An 18,453-nucleotide genomic window follows, 5' to 3' on the forward strand; every position below is an offset into this window, starting at 1 on the left:
TTTTCACCGGCCAAAAAAAACGGCCCCGAAAGGCCGTTTTTCTTTAACCGAAGCGCTTAAGCCTGAACCAGGCCCTTGATCTTCACGGTCGGATTGACGTCAGCGTCGTAGTCCACGCCGTCGATCTCAAAACCGAACAAGCGCAGGAACTCCGCCTTGTAGCCGGCAAAATCGCTGATCTCGTTGACGTTGTCGTCGGAAACCTGATTCCACAGCGCCGCGACCGCGTCCTGAACCTTCGGCTCAAGCTCCTTGAGGTCGGCACGCAGGCGGCCATCGGCGTCGAGCTTGGGCTCTTTGCCATACAGGCTGTCCTTGAACAGGCCGTAGACCTGCTCGATGCAACCTTCGTGGGTGCCCTGCTCTTTCATCACTTTAAACAGCAGCGACAGGTACAGCGGCATGATCGGGATCGCCGAGCTTGCCTGGGTAACCACGGCCTTGAGTACCGACACACGGGCGTCGCCCTTCAGTGCAGCCAGGTTGTCGCGCAGGGTCAGGACTTTCTTGTCCAGGTCCTTCTTGGCTTCGCCGATGGAGCCGTTCCAGTAAATATCCTGGGTCAGCTTCTCGCCGAGGTAGGTGAACGCGGTGGTCTTGGCGCCTTCGGCCAATACGTCGGCGTCACGCAGGGCGTCGATCCACAGCTGCCAGTCTTCGCCGCCCATGACTTTCACGGTGCCGTCGATTTCTTCCTGGGTGGCCGGTTCAAGAGTGGTGTCGACCACGACGCCCTTGTCGGTGTTGATACCGCGCAGGGTCACGGCCTTGCCGATCGGTTTCAGGGTGGAGGTGTGTACCACGCCTTGCGGGTCGGTGCGGCGTGGCGCGGCCAGGCTGTAGACCACAAGGTCAATCTTGCCCAGGTCTTTCTTGATGGTTTCGATGGTCAGGCGCTTGATCTCGTCGGAGAACGCATCGCCATTGATGCTCTTGGCGTACAGGCCTTTTTCCAGTGCAAACTTCTCGAAGGCGGCGCTGTTGTACCAGCCGGCAGAGCTGAGCTTGCCTTCTTCGCCTTCTTTCTCAAAAAACACGCCCAGGGTGTCGGCGGCGCAACCAAAGGCAGCGCTGATGCGCGCAGCCAGGCCGTAGCCGGTGGAAGCCCCGAGGACGAGCACCTTTTTCGGGCCGCCTTCAATGGCACCGTGCTCGGTCACGTAGTCGATCTGCTCTTTGACGTTCGCTTCACAGCCAACCGGGTGAGCGGTCACACAGATAAAGCCACGAACCCGCGGTTTGATGATCATAAAATTTCTGCCTCTTCCAAGGTGCCGAAGGCCAATGGTGGCCATTACAGCGTCAATCGTACGGATCATAGACGTCCGGAAAACCGAAGCGTCACGATAGTCGCAAATCTTCTGTTCACAAAATGCTATCCGCCAAGCGTTTGATCCGGCTCACAACCGACGGGGTTTAGAGGGACAACGGTAAAAAATTGTGCCCGCTCTTCACAATTTCGCAATATTTAAACCGCCCGGCGGAGGAATAACCCCTTATGATGGCGATATTATTTCGATATGTTTCGATTCCGGCGCCCTGCCACAGGAATTGACGCTCATCTGTCTGGCCCTGCCAGCCTAGCATCGGGCGATTTGAAGCGATCGAAAGCCGCCTGATGGAGCCTGGTTTCATGAGTAAGAGTGTCATTCGCAAACGCCTGGCGTCCGCCGCCTGGGTCCTAGGTGTATTGCTGTTCATCTATTGCTTCCCGCGCATCACCCTGGTGTTTCTGCTGCTGGTGGTATTCTGCGGGCTGTATGACTTCCTGCGTAATGGCCTGTACGACGGCCCCACCATCAAGAAGTACTTCATCGGCAACGGCCGTAATACCTGGCTGCTGGCGCCGTTCAACACGCTGTTTGACCTGTTGAGCCAGCGCAATCGCCACGTTTACAAAATGAACGACCTGCCGCCAGCCTGGCGCGAAGACCTGCAAAAGGTCATCGACGACGCCATGGCCAACAAAGACGAAATCATCCAGTACCTCGATGAGCGCATGGCCGAGAAGAAACGCGGCATGCTGTTCTTCCAATGGTACGGCCGCCCGATCGAGACGACCCTGGATATCCCGCAACTGCGGGAAAAACTGCCCTACGTGAAAACCATTGGCGTATCGGTATTCAATGAAAACCGTTCCACTTCGTTTCACTTCGGCCCGCTGCGCATGATGTTCCGGGTGCTCTACAACATGGCACCGGCGCCCCATCACGATGGCGTTTACATCCAGGTCGGCAAGCACAAGCACTACTGGCACGATGACCCGCTGTTTATCTTCGATGACACGCTGATGCACGCCTCCTTCAACAAAAACGACGCCAAGCGCTACTGCCTGTTCATCGATATCGTGCGGCCGACCCTGGTGCCGTCCGTGCTTAACGGCCTGATCGCAGGCTTTGCCGGAGCGGTCTTTACCTTGCGACGGTTTTTCTACAAAAACTGGAAGCTGATTCAGTAACTTCTGCGGCATGATGGTGCGCGACGGTGTTTGCGCTCGGCTCCAGCGCCGAGGAAAATACCAGTCCAACGCGACCGAAAACGGCGCGCACTATCCTCAAGCCACTGGCCATGTATGGTCCGGTGGCTGTGCTTTCAGGGAATCAGAATGCCCCAAAGACAAGTCATCAATGCCTCCGTAAGCCCTAAAGGCAGCCTTGAAACGCTGTCGCAACGTGAAGTCCAGCAACTGAGCGAAGCCGGTACCGGCAGCATCTACACCCTCTTCCGTCAATGCGCCCTGGCCATCCTCAACACCGGCGCGCATATCGACAACGCCAAGACCATCCTCGACGCCTACAAAGACTTCGAAGTACGCATCCACCAGCAAGACCGCGGCGTACGCCTGGAACTGCTGAACGCCCCGGCTGACGCCTTCGTCGATGGCGAAATGATCGCCAGCACCCGTGAGATGCTGTTCAGCGCCCTGCGTGACATCGTCTACACCGAAAACGAACTGGACAGCCAGCGCATCGACCTGAGCAGCTCCCAGGGCATCACCGACTACGTGTTTCACCTGCTGCGCAACGCCCGCACCCTGCGCCCGGGCGTCGAGCCGAAGATCGTGGTGTGCTGGGGCGGGCACTCGATCAATACCGAAGAATACAAATACACCAAGAAAGTCGGCCACGAACTGGGCCTGCGCAGCCTCGACGTGTGCACCGGCTGCGGCCCCGGCGTGATGAAAGGCCCGATGAAGGGCGCGACCATTTCCCACGCCAAGCAACGCATTACCGGCGGGCGCTACCTGGGCCTGACCGAGCCGGGCATCATCGCCGCCGAGGCGCCGAACCCGATCGTCAATGAGCTGGTGATTTTGCCGGACATCGAAAAGCGCCTCGAAGCCTTTGTGCGCGTCGGCCACGGCATCATCATCTTCCCGGGCGGCGCCGGTACGGCCGAAGAGTTCCTGTACCTGCTGGGCATCCTGATGCACCCGGACAACCGCGACGTACCGTTCCCGGTGATCCTCACCGGGCCGAAACATGCGGCGCCGTACCTGCAACAACTGCACGCGTTCGTCGGCGCGACCCTGGGCGAAGCGGCCCAGGCCCACTACCAGATCATCATTGACGACCCGGCTGAAGTAGCACGGCAGATGACCGCCGGTTTGAAAGCGGTCAAACAGTTCCGCCGTGAGCGCAACGATGCGTTCCACTTCAACTGGCTGCTGAAGATCGACGAAGGCTTCCAGCGCCCGTTCGACCCGACCCACGCCAACATGGCCAGCCTGCAATTGAGCCACGCCCTGCCGCCCCATGAACTGGCAGCCAACCTGCGCCGGGCGTTCTCGGGGATCGTGGCGGGCAACGTCAAGGACAAGGGCATCCGCCTGATCGAGCAGAACGGGCCGTATGAGATCCATGGCGACCCGGCGATCATGAAACCGCTGGATGAATTGCTGAAGGCGTTTGTGGAGCAGCACCGGATGAAACTGCCGGGCGGCGCTGCGTACGTGCCGTGCTACCGCGTGGTGCAGTGAGTCAGCGCTGAACCGCTACGCACTTGATCTCCAGCAGCAAGCCTGGGTTGGCCAGTTCTGATACGCCAATGACCGTCCAGGCACACAGCCCTCGGGGGAACAGGCGGTTTTTCACTTCACGGAAAACCGCCATGTGTTCGCTCATGTTCACGTGGTAGGTGGTCATGTCGACCACGTCTTCGAAAGTACAACCCCCTTCCTCCAATACCCGCCGCAGGCTCTCCCAGGCTGCGATGAATTGCGCCTCGGGGTCGGTGATGACTTCCAGGTTTTCCGTGCGCCCGACCTGGCCTGCGCAGTACAGGGTCTTGCCGACTTTTACGGCAGGGACGTAGCCGGCACGTTCGACGATAGGGTGCATGGAGGTGGGGATGATGAGGTGGCGGTCGGTCATATGTTGTATCTCTTGAGTCGGGTTTCAGGCGTGCCGACGGGGGTAGTTCGAACTATCGTTTTACCTGTTCCGACCCACCGATGCCAAATGAGTAACCTATGGACCAATGGATCTTGCCCTCTAATACTCCTTACCCTAAGGTAAGGAGTATCACGCTAGAGGTTTTCAACATGGCTACCGCCACACTCACGTCAAAAGGCCAAATAACCATCCCTGTTCAAGTTAGGGCCGCACTTGGGCTGGACACTGGCGACCGGGTCGAATTTATCGAAATGGAGGATGGCAAATTCGCCATCATCGCGGCCAGCAAAACCGTGCTGGACCTGAAGGGGTTGATCCGCAAGCCCGCCAAGCCTGTCAGCATCGAAGAAATGAACCTGGCCATCGCTGCACAGGGAGCAAAAGCACGATGATCGGACTGGATACCAATGTGCTCGTGCGCTACGTCACCCAGGATGATCCCGTTCAATCGCCAAAGGCATCCAGGCTGATCGAATCACTCACCACTGCCTCGCCGGGTTTTGTCAGCCTGGTTTCAGTGGTGGAGTTGGTATGGGTCCTGCAGTCCAGCTACCAGTCAGCCAAGAGCGAAGTGGTTGCGGTCCTGGAGACGCTGCTACGCACCCGGGAACTGACTGTAGAGCACGCCGAAGTTATCTGGCAAGCACTGCGGCGATTCACAAGCACCAAGGCCGATTTCGCCGACTGCCTGATTGAACGCTGTGCCCACGCAGCGGGATGTGAATATACGGCGACATTTGACGTCAACGCAGCCAAGGCCACAGGCATGCGTCGGCTGACCTGAGACGCTGCGTTGCGTTGCAGCAACGTAAAGGCTTTGGTAGAAAATACCGTTAACGACTTTATCCAGAGATAAAACCAACGTGCGCACGCTTCTTCTCGCCGGCCTGGCATTCACGTCCCCACTGACCCTCGCCGAAGCCATCACCTGGCCCGACCTGCCCGATACCTGCTTCGTCAGCGGGCGCTCCGCCAACAGCCAGGATGTGGATGCCGGTTGTGCGGCGTTTCTGATCAATGTGAAAGGCAAGGCGGCAGGTACGCCGATCAAGCTGGATATCCCGCAATATGCGATGCATGTCGACGAAGGCACACGAAAGGAAACACCGGTAATCCTCATCCAGGCGGAAGAGAACGGTGATGTAAAAGCCGTGGGTTACAAGGAGCTTGGCACCGGCCAATTGGGCGCGGCGCTGCTCAGGGAAGTTCGGCTCCTGGGTACCAGGAAGCCGATTTAAACGATAGCAATACGGTCAGCGAACCCAACCGCCGCCCTGCCAGTGATAGCCGTCATTGCGCTGTACCCAATGCGGATGCACGTAGCGATAGCCTGGGCGCTCCGGCTCCCAGTGGCCATGCACCGCCATATAACGCCCGCCTTCCCAACGCCAATAACCGCGTGACCACAGGTAGCCTGGCCGCCCTTCGGGCTCGACCTCAATGACCTGCACCGGCGGCGGTTGCGGCGCGACGACTTCTACATATTCACGCTGCACCGGTCGTCGATCATGCACGACCCGCTCCTCTACACACCCGGAAGCCGCGACGACCAGAGCCGCCAATGCCGCATAACGTAACAACATAAAGAATCCTCGGGCGTCACCGCCCAGCGTTTACATCGGTAAAAAAATACCCCCTTGTTCCAGCCGCGCTCCTGCTTGGCTATAAGACTTTTTAACAGGTGCCAACTGTCAGGTTGCTGAACCCACGAGCGGACTGTAGGTAAAGAAAAACTGGCTCTGGATCACTGCGGGCCAAAACGCCGCAGTACCGCGTCGACAAATCGCCGCAGCTTGGCCGTGCGCTGGCGGTTCGCGGTGTAGAGCAAATGCATCTGCCGGCTTGGCGCTTCAAAGTCCGGCAGCAAGCGCACCAGTTCGCCGCTGTTCAACGCCGAGCGTAAAAAGTCTTCAGGCCCCAAGACAATCCCGAAACCATCCAGCGCGGCAGACATAAGGGCCCGGCTTTCGTTCACGTGCAGACGGCTGGCGACCTGCGCCTTGTGCAAGATAGAGCCTTGATAGAACGACCATTCGCGATCAACCGGGCGTGACCAATAGGCGTACCCCAGGCACTCGTGGCGCTCAAGGTCTGCGGGCGTCTGTGGCGTGCCGCGTTCGGCCAGGTATTTCGGTGCGGCGCAGACCACCAAGCGGTACTGCTGCAGCGGCCTGGCGGTGAGGCTGTTGCTTGCCAGAGGGCCGATGCGGAACGCCACTTCGTAGCCCTCCTCCACCAGGTCGACAAACCGGTCGGTCAGGTGCAGGTCGATTTCTACCTCGGGGTTGTCCCGCAAAAACTCGGTCACCAGCGGCATCAGGCTGTAGGAGCCAAAGGTCACGGGCGCGCTGACCTTGAGTTTGCCTCGCGGCGTGTCATTCATGATCTGTGCGAGGGAATCTGCCGCCTCTGCCTCCGCCAGGATATGTTTGCAGCGCTCGTAGTACGCGCTGCCCAGCTCCGTCAGGCTTTGCCGACGCGTGGTGCGGTTGAGCAAACGCGCGCCCAGCCGATGCTCCAGGGCCGCCACATGCTTGGCCACCATCTGCGGCGACATCTCCAGGCGCTCGGCCGCACGAGCGTAGGACCCAAGCTCGGCCGCCATCACAAAGGCACTCATGCTTGAAAGGCGGTCCATCATTCACTACTCCCAGTAACAACACCAAGACCAAAACGGCCATTTATCCTCATCCAGTAGCCAATCATCATAACGGCTCTCTCAACAAAGGAGCACCGACATGAAAATTGGCATCATCGGAGCAGGCTTTATCGGACGCGCCGTTGCGCAGTTGGCGTTGGCCGCCGGCCATGAAGTGATGTTGAGCAACTCCCGTGGCCCCCAGTCCATGAGCAGCGTGCTGAGTGGCATTCGTGGGGTTCAAGTGGGCACCGCGCAGAACGCGGCGCAATTTGGCGAACTGGTATTGCTGGCCATTCCGTTCGAGCATTACCGCAGCGTGCCGGCGCAGTGGCTGGAAGGCAAAACAGTGCTGGATGCCAACAACTACTACCCGAATCGTGACGGCCACATTCCCGTGCTCGACCGCTTTGAAACCACCACCAGCCGGTTGGTGGCCGAGCACCTGTCACAGTCGAATGTGGTGAAAGTGTTCAACGCGATCCTGGCGCCGGACTTGACCCAGGATGCTCGCAGCAGCGGCGCACCCGACCGGCGTGCGCTCCCGGTGGCTGCGGATGACCCGGCAGCCAAGGCGCAAGTGATTGCGTTGCTGGACGAGATCGGATTCGACGCGGTGGATGCCGGCGGGCTGGATGAAAGCTGGCGGTTTGAACGAGCCAAGCCTGCGTACTGCATACCTCTGGATAAAGAGGGCCTGAAGGCGGCCTTGGCGGCGGCAGAGCGGCAAGTCGAGTTGCCCGCCGGTCACTGGTAAATGCCCTCGTAAAGCCAACAAAAAGCCCGCTGACCGTTACCGGTTCAGCGGGCTTTTTACATCGGCTTGGTCCTGAATCAGGACCTCACCAACGCCTTACAGCGCGAGGTCAGAAGCTGGCTTGCTCGGCTCAGCCGAAGGCTTTGCAGCCTCGGTGGCTTTTGGAGCAGTCAGCTGCGGAATCGCTGGCGGCGGTGTCAGCTGCAGAATGTTGGCGGTGTAGGCCCATTCTTTAGCAACAGCTTCAGGGCTGTCGTTCAGCTTGGTGCCGTAGCTAGGCACGATTTGGTGCAGTTTTTCCTGCCAGGCAGGGGAAGCAACCTGTTCCTTGAACACTTTTTGCAGCACGGTCAGCATAATCGGAGCCGCGGTGGACGCGCCTGGCGATGCACCCAACAGGCCTGCAATGGTGTTGTCGGCGGAGCTGACCACTTCGGTACCGAGTTTCAGGACGCCGCCCTGCTCTTCGTCACGCTTGATGATCTGCACACGCTGACCGGCTTGCCACAGGCGCCAGTCTTCTTTCTTGGCGTTCGGGAAGTACTCTTGCAGCGCCTTGAAGCGGTCGTCATCCGACAGCATCAGTTGGCCGGCAAGGTACTCGACCAGTGGGTATTCGCGAATACCGACTTTGGTCATTGGCCAGATGTTGTGGGTGGTGGTGCTGGTCAGCAGGTCCAGGTACGAGCCTTCTTTCAGGAACTTGGTCGAGAAGGTTGCGAATGGGCCAAACAGAATAACGCGCTTGCCATCCAGCACGCGGGTGTCCAGGTGCGGAACCGACATCGGCGGTGCGCCAACCGAAGCTTTACCGTAGGCCTTGGCCAGGTGCTGCTCGGCAATCGTTGGGTTATCGGTGACCAGGAACGAACCGCCCACAGGGAAGCCAGCGTATTCCTTGGCTTCAGGAATGCCCGACTTCTGCAGCAGGTGCAGTGCACCGCCGCCCGCGCCGATGAACACGAACTTGGCGTCGGTTTCAGTCTTGGTGCCGTCTTTCAGGTTCTTGTAGCTGACACGCCACGAACCGTCGGCGTTCTTGGTGATGTCCTGCACTTCGCTCGACAGTTTCAAGTCGAACTTCGGCGTAGTTTGCAGGTGAGCGACGAACTGGCGGGTGATCTCGCCGAAGTTCACGTCCGTACCGATCGGGGTCCAGGTGGCCGCGATTTTCTGGTTCGGGTCACGCCCTTCCATCATCAACGGGACCCACTTCTTGATCTGCACCGGGTCTTCGGAGTACTGCATACCGGCGAACAGCGGGCTCGCTTGCAGCGCTTCATAACGCTTCTTCAGGAACTTGATGTTGTCATCGCCCCACACAAAGCTCATGTGCGGAGTGGAGTTGATGAACGAACGCGGGTTCTTCAGGACGCCCTGCTGAACCTGCCAGGACCAGAACTGACGGGAGATCTGGAACGCTTCGTTGATCTCGACCGCTTTCGGGATTTCAACGTTGCCGTTCTTGTCTTCCGGGGTGTAGTTCAGCTCAGCCAGGGCCGAGTGACCGGTACCGGCGTTGTTCCAGCCGTTGGAGCTTTCTTCGGCCACGCCATCAAGGCGCTCGACCATCTCCATCGACCAATCCGGTTGCAGCTCATTGAGCCACACACCCAGGGTCGCACTCATGATGCCGCCGCCGATCAGCAGCACATCGACTTTCTTTGCCTCTTCCGCGTGAACGGAGGTGATCCCCATCGACAAAGCCAGCCCCAGCAGGGCAGTGTTTACTTTTTTAAACATCAGTAGCACCTATGATAGAACGCCATCCGCCCCACTGCCCCTGATCATGGGCAACCCTCAATCACGCTGCGCCAGGCAACGCACCGCGGGGTTTGCACATTCATTCGGGGACCGCAGGGTGGGCACACAAGGCCGACGTATCGACCTCACTTTTATGTCCCTTCTGCGCTGACTTCTTATCATTATTGGCTTCAGCTACCTGGGCGACAGCCAACCGCCGGGACGTATACGGGTGTACGCACCGGAGAAAGACTAGACCAAGACGGCGCGCAGAATATCACGGCAAACGGCCGGTATGCGCTGTTTGGCCAATTGACGGCTCTAAATCGCGGGTTTTAACGCCTCAGTGTCAAGCCTGGCAGGCGCGACGTGGCGTCACAGGCTGTTTGATGAAACTGAACTCTGCTGAAAAAGGCTGTTCTAGACACCTTCGCCGCTGCTTGCGTAGCATCGGCGGCTGTCCTTCGTGCACTTCAACAGAGTTACCCATGACTATCCAGCAAACACCCGGGCACGTGCTGCCCGCGCGCAGCGCCGCCAAAATGGAAGCTGCCATGGCCGTGGGCGCCTTCGCGATCGGCACCGGCGAATTCGCCATCATGGGCCTGATGCCCGACATCGCCCACAACCTCAACCTCAGCGAACCGCAAGTGGGCCACGCCATCAGCGCCTACGCGTTGGGCGTGATGGTCGGCGCACCGCTGCTGGCGATCCTCGGCGCCAAACTGCTGCGTAAACACATGCTCCTGCTGCTGATGGGCCTGTATGCCCTGGGCAACCTTGCCACCGCCTTCACCCCGACCTTCGGCTCGCTGGTGGCCTTCCGCTTCATCAGCGGCCTGCCACACGGCGCCTACTTCGGCATCGCCGCCGTGGTCGCCTCAAGCATGGTACCGAACGACAAACGCGCCGGCGCCGTCGCCCGCGTGATGATGGGCCTGACCCTGGCCATGTTGCTCGGCAACCCCATCGCCACCTTCCTCGGCCAGCACCTGGGCTGGCGCTCGGCGTTCGCGCTGGTCAGCGCCATCGCCCTGTGCACCATCGCGCTGGTCTGGCAATTCGTACCAGATCGCCACGACGAACCCCGCAGCGACCCGCGCAAAGAACTGCGCGCCTTCACCAAACCGCAGGTGTGGATGGCGCTGTCCATAGGCGCCATCGGTTTTGCCGGAATGTTTTGCGTGTTCAGCTACTTGGCGCCGACCATGCTTGAAGTGACCAAAGTGTCGCCACAGTGGATTCCATTCGGTTTGGCCGCGTTTGGCGTAGGCGGCATCATCGGCAACATCGCCGGCGGCAAACTGTTTGATCGCCTGCAATTTCGCGCCGTGGGTTGGATTATGGTGTGGTCGATGGCCGTGCTGATTTTCTTCACCTTCGCCGCCAGCTCGCTGTGGAGCGTACTGCTGGGCATTGGCCTGGTCGGCACCATGATCGCCATGGCCGCGCCGCTGCAGATCCGCTTGATGGACATTGCTCATGAAGCACCGAGCCTGGCGGCGGCGTCCAACCACGCGGCGTTTAACCTGGCGAATGCGCTGGGGCCGTGGTTTGGCGGGATGGCGATTACGGCGGGGTATGGGTGGACCAGTACGGGCTACATTGGCGCGGCTACGGCACTTGTTGGCCTGGGCATCTACCTGATTGCGCGTCGCATGAAGGGAGGCCATTAACGCCACACCTCCAAGGCCCGCCCACGATCCAGTGTGGGAGCGGGCTTGCTCGCGAAAGCGGTGGGTCAGTCACTGAGTGATGACTGCCCCACCCCGATCAGTCAGTCATCATGCAACAACCCCGAACCATACTCCCCATAACTACTCCCAAGCGCACTGCCCCCAAAATTCATCTTGGCGGCTTTGCTGGGGCTATGGTCACCAAAGGCCTGGCATCCGCCGGTGAAACAAGGATCGCTGCTCTCGCCCGACGAACCCGTCGAACAAGCGCTCAACAGCAACACGCCGGCAATCATCACGACTTTGACGAGGTTGGAGGTCATTTTTCAGTTCCCTTTGGGCAGGAGGCGTGGGCATACACGCTTATGGAGCGAGCGTAGGCCTCAATACCTGTAGGAATTATGAAACTTTGCTGGGAGACAGCGTTGGTTCAGCTTGATGTCATTTTGGCGACGAATTATCCCGGCACATATTCTGATTGGCGATATCAACAGTTAGCCCCTACATATTAAAGCCGACCAGGCATCAATTCAGATGATCCTGCGATCTACGTACAGGGATGCTTAAGTAATGGCTAAAGACGAAAAAACCAGTGAAAGCGTCGCTTCAAAAGCAGCCAAGCTGCTGGCCGATCCAAGCACTCCGCCGGATGTAAAATCTGTGGCGGCTTCAGCGTTGACTCAAGCGCCTGACAAAAAGAAGAAATAGGCTGAAACAGTGCCAAGGCAACTGAAGCTCTGGCACTGACCTCCACGGGACCAGACCCATTCCTGTTAAACTGTCCACCCTTCGCCTTATCCACCTCAGACCCTAATGTCCTTACACATAGCACAAACGCCATTGATCTCCCGTCGTTTCTCTGTTGCCCCGATGATGGATTGGACAGATAGACACTGCAGGTACTTCCTGCGCCTGCTCTCCAAAAACGCCCTCCTCTACACGGAGATGGTCACCACCGGTGCAATCCTCCACGGCGACCACGAACGCTTCCTGCGTCACAACGAAGCCGAGCACCCACTTGCCTTGCAGTTGGGGGGTAGCGTCCCTGCCGACCTGGCCGCCTGCGCCCGTATGGCCCAGGATGCCGGTTACGACGAGGTGAACCTCAACGTCGGCTGCCCAAGCGACAGGGTTCAGAACAACATGATCGGCGCCTGCCTGATGGCGCACCCGGCTTTAGTGGCGGACTGCGTGAAGGCGATGCAGGACGCGGTTTCGATCCCGGTGACGGTGAAGCACCGCATCGGTATCAATGGCCGGGACAGTTATGCCGAGCTATGCGATTTCGTCGGCCAGGTGAAGGACGCGGGCTGCACCAGTTTTACCGTGCATGCACGGATTGCGATTCTGGAAGGGTTGTCGCCAAAGGAAAATCGGGACATCCCGCCATTGCGCTACGACGTGGCGGCGCAGTTGAAGCAGGATTTCCCGGAGCTTGAGATCATTCTCAACGGCGGGATCAAGACGCTGGAGCAGTGCCAGGAGCATTTGCAGACGTTCGACGGCGTGATGCTGGGCCGTGAGGCTTATCACAATCCGTATGTGCTGGCCGAGGTGGATCAGCAGCTGTTTGGCAGCACCGCGCCGGCGATCACCCGGGCCGAGGCGCTGGCGCAGTTGCGTCCGTATATAGCCGAGCATCTGGCAACAGGTGGATCGATGCACCACATCACGCGCCATGTTCTGGGGCTGGGGACGGGTTTCCCGGGGGCTCGGAAGTTTCGGCAGTTGTTGTCGGTAGATATTCATAAGGCCAGTGATCCGCTGGCGTTGCTGGATAAGGCGGGGGAGTTGTTGGAGGGGCGGTGAGTTGGGTATCAGTGGGTTTATTTGGAGGCTGATACGACGCCTTCGCGAGCAAGCCCGCTCCCACATTTTGGGTGGGGGTGTGTCAGGAGGATTGGGGGGCTGTGGGGACGTTATCGCAGGCGAGGCAGCTCCCAGCGTTTGATCGGAGCGGTCATCGGGCAGTCGGGTTGAACCTGACGGCTGTTTTGGCCTCCTATTCAGCAGTGGCCGGTGTTTCAAACGGCCGTTTTCAGGTTGTTGCCCTCGCAAACGATCGAATGCATTTGCGCCCTTGAGCGGCTGTCAGCGCTCGGGTAATGTCATCAGACCCATAGGACAGAGCACGCCCATGACTTCCAAGCTGGAACAACTCAAACAAATCACCACTGTCGTTGCCGATACCGGCGACTTTGAAGCTATCGCTCGCGTCAAGCCGGTGGACGCCACCACTAACCCTTCGCTGCTGCTCAAGGCCGCATCGATCCCGGCTTATGCCAAGCTGCTGGACGAGTGCGTTGCCGACTGCAACGGCGACGTAGGCCTGGCCAGCGACCGTTTCGCGGTAGCCGTCGGCCAGGAAATCCTCAAAGTGGTACCCGGCCGCATTTCCACTGAAGTGGATGCCCGCCTGTCGTTCGACACCGACGCCGTACTCAAGCGCGCGCACCGTCTGATCGACCTGTACGAAAAAGCCGGCATTGGCCGCGACCGCGTGCTGATCAAGATCGCCTCCACCTGGGAAGGCATTCGCGCTGCCGAGCAGCTGGAAAAGGAAGGCATCCAGACCAACCTGACCCTGCTGTTCTCCTTCGCCCAGGCCGTGGCTTGCGCTGAAGCCGGCGTGTTCCTGATTTCGCCGTTCGTGGGCCGTATCTACGACTGGTACAAGAAGGCCAACGGCAACGACTACACCGGTTCCGATGATCCGGGCGTGCAGTCGGTGACACGCATCTACAACTACTACAAAGCCAACGGCTACAAGACCGTGGTGATGGGTGCGAGCTTCCGTAACCTGAGCCAGATCGAAGAGCTGGCCGGTTGCGATCGCCTGACCATCAGCCCGGACCTGCTGGAAAAACTGGCCGCCGACAATGGCAAGCTGGAGCGCAAATTGGCGCCGGGCCACGCGGGCGAAGCGCGTGTGCACTTGACCGAAGCGCAGTTCCGTTGGGAGTCCAACGAAGATGCGATGGCGACCGAGAAGCTGGCCGAGGGCATTCGTCAGTTCGCCCGCGACCAGGAAAAACTCGAAGCACTGTTGACCGCCAAGCTGTAAAAACGGCGGCGACAAAAAGGGCGGCACCTGTAAGGGTGCCGCCCTTTTTTTGTATTAGCCGATTTCGAGCCGAACTCAGTCAAAAATGTGGGAGGGGCTTGCTCCCGAATACAGGGTGTCAGTCGCTATATTCACTACTGACCCGGCGCTTTCGGGAGCAAGCCCCCTCCCACACTTTGACAGTGTTTCAGCTGGAAATTAGTGCCGCTCCAGCGCATTCACCAAGTCGTGGAACGCCTCGCGGTTGGAGTCGTTCAAGCCCATCAGGATCTTGTGGGCTTCCAGCACCTTGATCCGTACCACTTCCTCGGACTGGTCCTGAGATGGCAGGTCGGTCAGGCATTCCGGGCACGGGATCGGGCGATCAACGATGTTGAACACTTGATCGAAGCCCATGGACTGCAACAGACGGGTGATGTCTTCGTGGGTGGTGACGACAGTCGGCAGCAGTCCGACCTTCTGCCGAGACAGAATGGACAACTTGGCCAACAGCCCAAGGGTGGTGCTATCGATGCTGCGGGTTTCGGTCAGATCGATCACGATCGCCGAGAAATTCAAGGCTGTGAAGATCCGCTCAATCGTCGCATCCAGCGCCGAACACAAGGTCAGGCGCACTTCACCGACAAATTTCAGGACAAAAGTCCCGTCTTGCTCGGCGAATTGGATTCTTCCGGTACTCATCAAAGATTCCTGCTCAACACCAATAGGGCGATATCATCCGGCATCTCCCCTAGCGTGGCCAATCCAAAAACCTGCCGCAGGCCATCCAGGCTGCCGCCCGCCGACCTGACCCGTTGGGGTAAGGCGGCTTCTTTCTCTTTGAGTGTAGGCTCTGGCAAAAGGTCCAGGATACCGTCAGACATCAGCGTCAGGCTAAATGTCGGCGGCAGTTCCAGGATGTGGTCTTCGTAGGTGGCCTCATTGAACAAGCCAACCGGCAAACCACGCCCTTCCAGGTAGCGCACACTGTCTGGAGTGTATAAAACCGGCAATGGCAGGTGACCGCCAATGCTGTAGGTCAAAAGACCTGTTTCTTCATCAATCACGCCGCCGACCATCGTCACGTGCTTGCCCAGCTTGCAGCTGATCAGGCCCCGGTTGATGTGGCCCAGCACTTGCGAAGGGGTGAACTCCGGCAAGGTGCCATTGCGCTTGGATTCGAACAACAGCCGTGTGGTCATGAATTTCAACAACACGGTCACGAATGCCGAGGAGGCGCCGTGGCCGGAAACGTCGGCCAGGTAGAACGCGACACGCCGCTCATCAACGCGGAAATAGTCGACAAAGTCACCCGAGAGGTACAGCGACGGGATGATCTGGTGAGCAAACTTGAACTCGTCGATGGTCCATGGACTCACCGGCAGCATGTTCATCTGCACCTGGCGACCGGCGTTCTGGTCTTCCTGGAGCAGGTTCAGGCTGGCTTCGAGTTCGCGGTTGGCGGTTTCGAGCTTTTCACGGTAACGCTGGTTTTCCAGCAGCAACCGTGCACGATCCAGCGCGCGGCGCACCGAGTGCTCCAGCACGGCCAGGTCTTCCAGGGGCTTGATCAGGTAGTCGGCGGCGCCCAGGCGCAAGGCCTCGACGGCATCGTTCATCACGCCGGCACCGGACACGACGATCACCGGCGTCTGCGGGGAAATGTCAGTCACCTGGCGGATCAGCTCGAGGCCGCCCACCTGAGGCATGCGCAGGTCGCAGATCACAAGGTCGGGCTTGTCGCGCTCGAATACCTGGAGACCCTGGAGGCCGTTGCTGGCCTGCAGGACGCTGAAGCCACTGTCTTCCAAATAGGCTGCGAGACTCGCGCGCACTACTTCGTCGTCATCGATTATCAGCAGCGTGGCACTGGTTTTCTGCATGTGGGCAAACGGCGCCAGAATTAGGTTGGCGTAGGCAGCTCGACAATGGCCGGGCTCACTACTGGATTCGCTTTCTAGCCTCTCTGTCCTACAAAGTACCTGGATTTTGCCCATGCACAAAGGTAAAGCAGAGGTGCCCTTCTAAGGCGCAGACGGTACTCCCATCCGCCAGGGGTTTCAAGCTCATGGCGATGGTCGCCGGGCGTCTTTACACCGCAAATCACCGGTGGTTATAAGAACGCTTGAAACCGCGACTTAAAGTAAGGACGTAAGCCACGGATAAACCTCAAATCCCGCCGATAAAAAAGGCGACCCGAGGGCCGCCTTCTTCATTCAAGCCTGAGGCTTAAAAGTCGTCTACAACCTTGCCATCCTTGACCTTGAACTCGCGGTTCTGCAGGTAAGCGTTGCGGATGAAGGTGTATTTGTCGCCGCTGATCAGCTTCTCGGAGGACAGCAGGCTGGCACGTGTGTCGACGATATTCAGGCCGAAGGTGCTGTTGCGCCAGCCGATATCGTTCATGTAGCGGTATGGCTGAGTGTAGCTGTCCACGTACTTGGACGGCGCGTCACGCAGGGTGCTTGGGCCCAGCAGTGGCAGCATCACGTAAGGACCGCTACCGACGCCCCAGTGACCGAGGGTCTGGCCGAAGTCTTCGTCATTGCGTTGCAGCCCCATTTTGGTGCCTACATCAATGAAACCCAGCACGCCGAACGTGGTGTTCATCAGCAGACGGGCAGTGTCGACGCCGGCAGCGTGAGGCTTGAGTTGCAACACGTCGTTGGCAAAGTTGCCGACGTCGCCGATGTTGCGGAAGAAGTTGTGAACGCCGTCCTGCACGAATTGCGGGGTCACGAACTGATAGCCTTGGGCCAAAGGCTTGAGGGCGTAGGTGTCAACGGTGTCGTTGAAGGTGAAGATCGGGCGGTTGACGCTTTCCCATGGATCATCTTCCGAGGCCGCCTGGGCCGCGAAAGGCACCAGCAATACGCTGGCACACACGGATAGCTGAGCTAGACATTGGCTCCAGCGCATAGCTTGAACTCCTTGAATGGTCTGTCATGGGCGCTATGCCCTGAATGAGGCCGTCAGTATATGACGGAAGTGTCAGATTAGGCAGCCTTGCAGAAATGTCATTCGAATAAATGGACAAAATTCCTACAATTACAGCCAATGTAACTTGCCTGTCATCAGCGTCCGATAGCGTGACTGCTATTTCAGGGACGTCGAGATGCCACACGCCGAAATTGTTGCTGCCAGCGCGCCGTCCTTGACGGCCGTACTGTTCGGGCTGAGTGGTTGCCTGGTGGATTTTGGTTCCCAGGCCCGCGCCGATTCCGCCCCCTCAAGCGACACCCCGGCCACCGTCGGCGCTCTGAAGATCCTGCGCAGCCTCGAAGAACAGCGCGTGCCTTGCGCGTGGCTGGACGAGTTACCCCTTTCGGTTTCCACGCCCCTCGCTGCCGTGCTGCCACGCTGGATCAAGGCCGCCAAGCCCTCGCCCACCCGCTGGCCCGCGCCCCACGCGTGCTGGCAGGCATTGATGGAACTGAATATCGAACGCCTGGAAGGCTGCGTATTGGTCAGCGGCGAGCCACGCCTGCTGCAATCGGGGCTTAACGCCGGGCTGTGGACCATCGGCCTGGCTTCCTGCGGCTCACTGTGCGGGCTTTCACCGGCGCAATGGCAGGCACTCAGCGAACAGGAGCGCGAACACAAGCGCGCCAAGGCGACGGTTGCGCTGTACGGGCTGGGGGTGCACTCGGTAATTGACCACCTCGGCGAGCTGCACACCTGCCTGGCCGACATCAGCCTGCGCCAGCTCAAAGGCGAGAAGCCCTGATCGAGATCATGCACAGTCGGCGCCAGTGGATTAATCTACAGGTCAGCCCGTAGACCTTTCACGGCGTGCCGCGGTCTATGCCAGTGCCTATCGATAAAAGGAAGAACGCCATGCCTGCCCGCGAACAACTGCAAGAACAGGTCAAAATTTTGCGCGAGCAATTGGATCAGAATCCAGAAATGCCCCTCGAAAAGCGCGAAGAGCTGCAAACACTGATCGCTGAACTGGAAGTTCAGGAGCCGCTGGAAGGCGCCATTCAGGACCCAAGTATCGCCGATGGCGTAAACCTGGCAGTAGAACGCTTCGAACTGGACCACCCGGGCATCGCCGGGACCTTGCGCAATATTGTGGTAACCCTGGGTAATATCGGGATCTGATAGCCGAACACATACCCAATGTGGGAGCGGGCTTGCTCGCGAATGCGGCCCGTCAGCTAATACATAGGCTGACTGATACACCGCTTTCGCGAGCAAGC

The 18,453-nt window shown here is 59.0% G+C and carries 21 protein-coding genes; 12 read left to right on the forward strand and 9 right to left on the reverse strand.

The window, feature by feature from the left end:
• Nucleotides 1-56 precede the first annotated feature (56 nt).
• Nucleotides 57-1,250 carry an enoyl-ACP reductase FabV gene (gene fabV, locus CEC48_RS15135; protein ID WP_088424474.1) on the reverse strand — a complete coding sequence of 398 codons (1,194 nt, stop codon included), beginning with the start codon at nt 1,248-1,250 and terminating at the stop codon, nt 57-59.
• A gap of 383 nt (nt 1,251-1,633) precedes the next feature.
• Here fabV and CEC48_RS15145 point away from each other — a divergent pair, with 383 nt between their 5' ends.
• Nucleotides 1,634-2,458 (forward strand): aspartyl/asparaginyl beta-hydroxylase domain-containing protein, encoded by an 825-nt coding sequence (locus tag CEC48_RS15145; RefSeq protein ID WP_088424476.1) that lies wholly within the window; start codon nt 1,634-1,636, stop codon nt 2,456-2,458.
• A gap of 147 nt (nt 2,459-2,605) precedes the next feature.
• Nucleotides 2,606-3,979, forward strand: coding sequence for a nucleotide 5'-monophosphate nucleosidase PpnN (ppnN, locus tag CEC48_RS15150; RefSeq protein WP_088424477.1), 1,374 nt, complete (start codon nt 2,606-2,608; stop codon nt 3,977-3,979).
• 1 nt (nt 3,980) lies between these two features.
• Here ppnN and CEC48_RS15155 read toward each other — a convergent pair whose 3' ends face one another.
• On the reverse strand, nt 3,981-4,373 hold the full coding sequence (locus CEC48_RS15155) for a RidA family protein (RefSeq protein ID WP_088424478.1): 393 nt from the start codon (nt 4,371-4,373) through the stop codon (nt 3,981-3,983).
• 98 nt (nt 4,374-4,471) lie between these two features.
• Between CEC48_RS15155 and CEC48_RS15160 the strand changes: the two genes are divergently transcribed.
• The 3 genes from CEC48_RS15160 (at nt 4,472) to CEC48_RS15170 (ending at nt 5,632) form a co-directional block, all read left to right on the forward strand.
• A complete protein-coding gene (locus tag CEC48_RS15160; protein WP_088424479.1) occupies nt 4,472-4,786 on the forward strand; it encodes an AbrB/MazE/SpoVT family DNA-binding domain-containing protein in 315 nt (104 codons plus the stop codon).
• A complete protein-coding gene (locus tag CEC48_RS15165; protein ID WP_088424480.1) occupies nt 4,783-5,178 on the forward strand; it encodes a PIN domain-containing protein in 396 nt (131 codons plus the stop codon). Before CEC48_RS15160 ends, CEC48_RS15165 begins: the two co-directional genes overlap by 4 nt.
• A 79-nt stretch (nt 5,179-5,257) precedes the next feature.
• The gene (locus tag CEC48_RS15170) at nt 5,258-5,632 is read left to right on the forward strand and encodes a hypothetical protein (protein WP_176438720.1); all 375 of its coding nucleotides are present in this window, start codon (nt 5,258-5,260) and stop codon (nt 5,630-5,632) included.
• Nucleotides 5,633-5,647: 15 nt separating this feature from the next.
• Here the strand turns inward: CEC48_RS15170 and CEC48_RS15175 are convergent, their stop codons facing one another.
• Both CEC48_RS15175 and CEC48_RS15180 read right to left on the reverse strand, forming a co-directional pair.
• On the reverse strand, nt 5,648-5,977 hold the full coding sequence (locus tag CEC48_RS15175; RefSeq protein WP_088424481.1) for a YXWGXW repeat-containing protein: 330 nt from the start codon (nt 5,975-5,977) through the stop codon (nt 5,648-5,650).
• Nucleotides 5,978-6,138: 161 nt separating this feature from the next.
• Complete coding sequence (locus tag CEC48_RS15180; protein ID WP_088424482.1) at nt 6,139-7,035, reverse strand: LysR family transcriptional regulator; 897 nt, start codon at nt 7,033-7,035, stop codon at nt 6,139-6,141.
• Between the two features lie 97 nt (nt 7,036-7,132).
• Between CEC48_RS15180 and CEC48_RS15185 the strand changes: the two genes are divergently transcribed.
• Nucleotides 7,133-7,789: an NADPH-dependent F420 reductase gene (locus CEC48_RS15185; RefSeq protein ID WP_088424483.1), complete on the forward strand. Its 657-nt coding sequence runs from the start codon at nt 7,133-7,135 to the stop codon at nt 7,787-7,789.
• Between the two features lie 96 nt (nt 7,790-7,885).
• Here the strand turns inward: CEC48_RS15185 and mqo are convergent, their stop codons facing one another.
• A complete protein-coding gene (mqo, locus tag CEC48_RS15190) occupies nt 7,886-9,532 on the reverse strand; it encodes a malate dehydrogenase (quinone) (protein ID WP_088424484.1) in 1,647 nt (548 codons plus the stop codon).
• 488 nt (nt 9,533-10,020) lie between these two features.
• Between mqo and CEC48_RS15195 the strand changes: the two genes are divergently transcribed.
• Nucleotides 10,021-11,208 (forward strand): MFS transporter, encoded by a 1,188-nt coding sequence (locus CEC48_RS15195; RefSeq protein WP_087693663.1) that lies wholly within the window; start codon nt 10,021-10,023, stop codon nt 11,206-11,208.
• Nucleotides 11,209-11,309: 101 nt separating this feature from the next.
• Here the strand turns inward: CEC48_RS15195 and CEC48_RS15200 are convergent, their stop codons facing one another.
• Entirely contained in the window at nt 11,310-11,531 is a 222-nt protein-coding gene (locus CEC48_RS15200; RefSeq protein WP_088424485.1) for a hypothetical protein, read from the reverse strand.
• Between the two features lie 247 nt (nt 11,532-11,778).
• Between CEC48_RS15200 and CEC48_RS31575 the strand changes: the two genes are divergently transcribed.
• From CEC48_RS31575 to tal, 3 genes are all read left to right on the forward strand, one after another.
• Nucleotides 11,779-11,916: a hypothetical protein gene (locus tag CEC48_RS31575; protein WP_176438721.1), complete on the forward strand. Its 138-nt coding sequence runs from the start codon at nt 11,779-11,781 to the stop codon at nt 11,914-11,916.
• A 105-nt stretch (nt 11,917-12,021) separates the two neighbouring features.
• A complete protein-coding gene (dusA, locus tag CEC48_RS15205; RefSeq protein ID WP_088424486.1) occupies nt 12,022-13,017 on the forward strand; it encodes a tRNA dihydrouridine(20/20a) synthase DusA in 996 nt (331 codons plus the stop codon).
• A 328-nt stretch (nt 13,018-13,345) separates the two neighbouring features.
• Nucleotides 13,346-14,272, forward strand: coding sequence for a transaldolase (gene tal / locus CEC48_RS15210; RefSeq protein WP_088424487.1), 927 nt, complete (start codon nt 13,346-13,348; stop codon nt 14,270-14,272).
• Between the two features lie 198 nt (nt 14,273-14,470).
• Here the strand turns inward: tal and rssC are convergent, their stop codons facing one another.
• From rssC to CEC48_RS15225, 3 genes are all read right to left on the reverse strand, one after another.
• Nucleotides 14,471-14,953, reverse strand: coding sequence for an anti-sigma factor antagonist RssC (rssC, locus tag CEC48_RS15215; RefSeq protein WP_068587814.1), 483 nt, complete (start codon nt 14,951-14,953; stop codon nt 14,471-14,473).
• Nucleotides 14,953-16,134 carry a two-component system response regulator RssB gene (gene rssB / locus CEC48_RS15220; RefSeq protein ID WP_088424488.1) on the reverse strand — a complete coding sequence of 394 codons (1,182 nt, stop codon included), beginning with the start codon at nt 16,132-16,134 and terminating at the stop codon, nt 14,953-14,955. The genes rssC and rssB overlap by 1 nt, the downstream gene beginning before the upstream one ends.
• Before the next feature lie 346 nt (nt 16,135-16,480).
• Complete coding sequence (locus CEC48_RS15225; protein WP_088424489.1) at nt 16,481-17,170, reverse strand: VacJ family lipoprotein; 690 nt, start codon at nt 17,168-17,170, stop codon at nt 16,481-16,483.
• Between the two features lie 196 nt (nt 17,171-17,366).
• On the opposite strand from CEC48_RS15225, the gene CEC48_RS15230 reads away from it, so the two are divergent.
• Complete coding sequence (locus CEC48_RS15230; RefSeq protein ID WP_088424490.1) at nt 17,367-17,978, forward strand: phosphatase; 612 nt, start codon at nt 17,367-17,369, stop codon at nt 17,976-17,978.
• Nucleotides 17,979-18,088: 110 nt separating this feature from the next.
• A complete protein-coding gene (locus CEC48_RS15235; RefSeq protein ID WP_003218929.1) occupies nt 18,089-18,355 on the forward strand; it encodes a DUF4404 family protein in 267 nt (88 codons plus the stop codon).
• The last annotated feature ends 98 nt before the right edge of the window (nt 18,356-18,453 follow it).

Source organism: Pseudomonas sp. K2I15 (assembly GCF_002204795.1).
Classification (GTDB): domain Bacteria; phylum Pseudomonadota; class Gammaproteobacteria; order Pseudomonadales; family Pseudomonadaceae; genus Aquipseudomonas.

Bases quoted from the DNA above. Each gene is read 5' to 3' on its own strand.
- CEC48_RS15230 (WP_088424490.1), top strand. From the start codon at position 17,367: ATGCCACACGCCGAAATTGTTGCTGCCAGCGCGCCGTCCTTGACGGCC.
- CEC48_RS15195 (WP_087693663.1), top strand. From the start codon at position 10,021: ATGACTATCCAGCAAACACCCGGGCACGTGCTGCCCGCGCGCAGCGCC.
- CEC48_RS15160 (WP_088424479.1), top strand. From the start codon at position 4,472: ATGGACCAATGGATCTTGCCCTCTAATACTCCTTACCCTAAGGTAAGG.
- CEC48_RS15185 (WP_088424483.1), top strand. From the start codon at position 7,133: ATGAAAATTGGCATCATCGGAGCAGGCTTTATCGGACGCGCCGTTGCG.
- mqo (WP_088424484.1), bottom strand. From the start codon at position 9,532: ATGTTTAAAAAAGTAAACACTGCCCTGCTGGGGCTGGCTTTGTCGATG.
- CEC48_RS15180 (WP_088424482.1), bottom strand. From the start codon at position 7,035: ATGATGGACCGCCTTTCAAGCATGAGTGCCTTTGTGATGGCGGCCGAG.
- CEC48_RS15200 (WP_088424485.1), bottom strand. From the start codon at position 11,531: ATGACCTCCAACCTCGTCAAAGTCGTGATGATTGCCGGCGTGTTGCTG.
- CEC48_RS15165 (WP_088424480.1), top strand. From the start codon at position 4,783: ATGATCGGACTGGATACCAATGTGCTCGTGCGCTACGTCACCCAGGAT.
- CEC48_RS15145 (WP_088424476.1), top strand. From the start codon at position 1,634: ATGAGTAAGAGTGTCATTCGCAAACGCCTGGCGTCCGCCGCCTGGGTC.
- tal (WP_088424487.1), top strand. From the start codon at position 13,346: ATGACTTCCAAGCTGGAACAACTCAAACAAATCACCACTGTCGTTGCC.
- rssC (WP_068587814.1), bottom strand. From the start codon at position 14,953: ATGAGTACCGGAAGAATCCAATTCGCCGAGCAAGACGGGACTTTTGTC.
- ppnN (WP_088424477.1), top strand. From the start codon at position 2,606: ATGCCCCAAAGACAAGTCATCAATGCCTCCGTAAGCCCTAAAGGCAGC.
- CEC48_RS15225 (WP_088424489.1), bottom strand. From the start codon at position 17,170: ATGCGCTGGAGCCAATGTCTAGCTCAGCTATCCGTGTGTGCCAGCGTA.
- rssB (WP_088424488.1), bottom strand. From the start codon at position 16,134: ATGCAGAAAACCAGTGCCACGCTGCTGATAATCGATGACGACGAAGTA.
- dusA (WP_088424486.1), top strand. From the start codon at position 12,022: ATGTCCTTACACATAGCACAAACGCCATTGATCTCCCGTCGTTTCTCT.
- fabV (WP_088424474.1), bottom strand. From the start codon at position 1,250: ATGATCATCAAACCGCGGGTTCGTGGCTTTATCTGTGTGACCGCTCAC.
- CEC48_RS15175 (WP_088424481.1), bottom strand. From the start codon at position 5,977: ATGTTGTTACGTTATGCGGCATTGGCGGCTCTGGTCGTCGCGGCTTCC.
- CEC48_RS15235 (WP_003218929.1), top strand. From the start codon at position 18,089: ATGCCTGCCCGCGAACAACTGCAAGAACAGGTCAAAATTTTGCGCGAG.
- CEC48_RS15155 (WP_088424478.1), bottom strand. From the start codon at position 4,373: ATGACCGACCGCCACCTCATCATCCCCACCTCCATGCACCCTATCGTC.
- CEC48_RS31575 (WP_176438721.1), top strand. From the start codon at position 11,779: ATGGCTAAAGACGAAAAAACCAGTGAAAGCGTCGCTTCAAAAGCAGCC.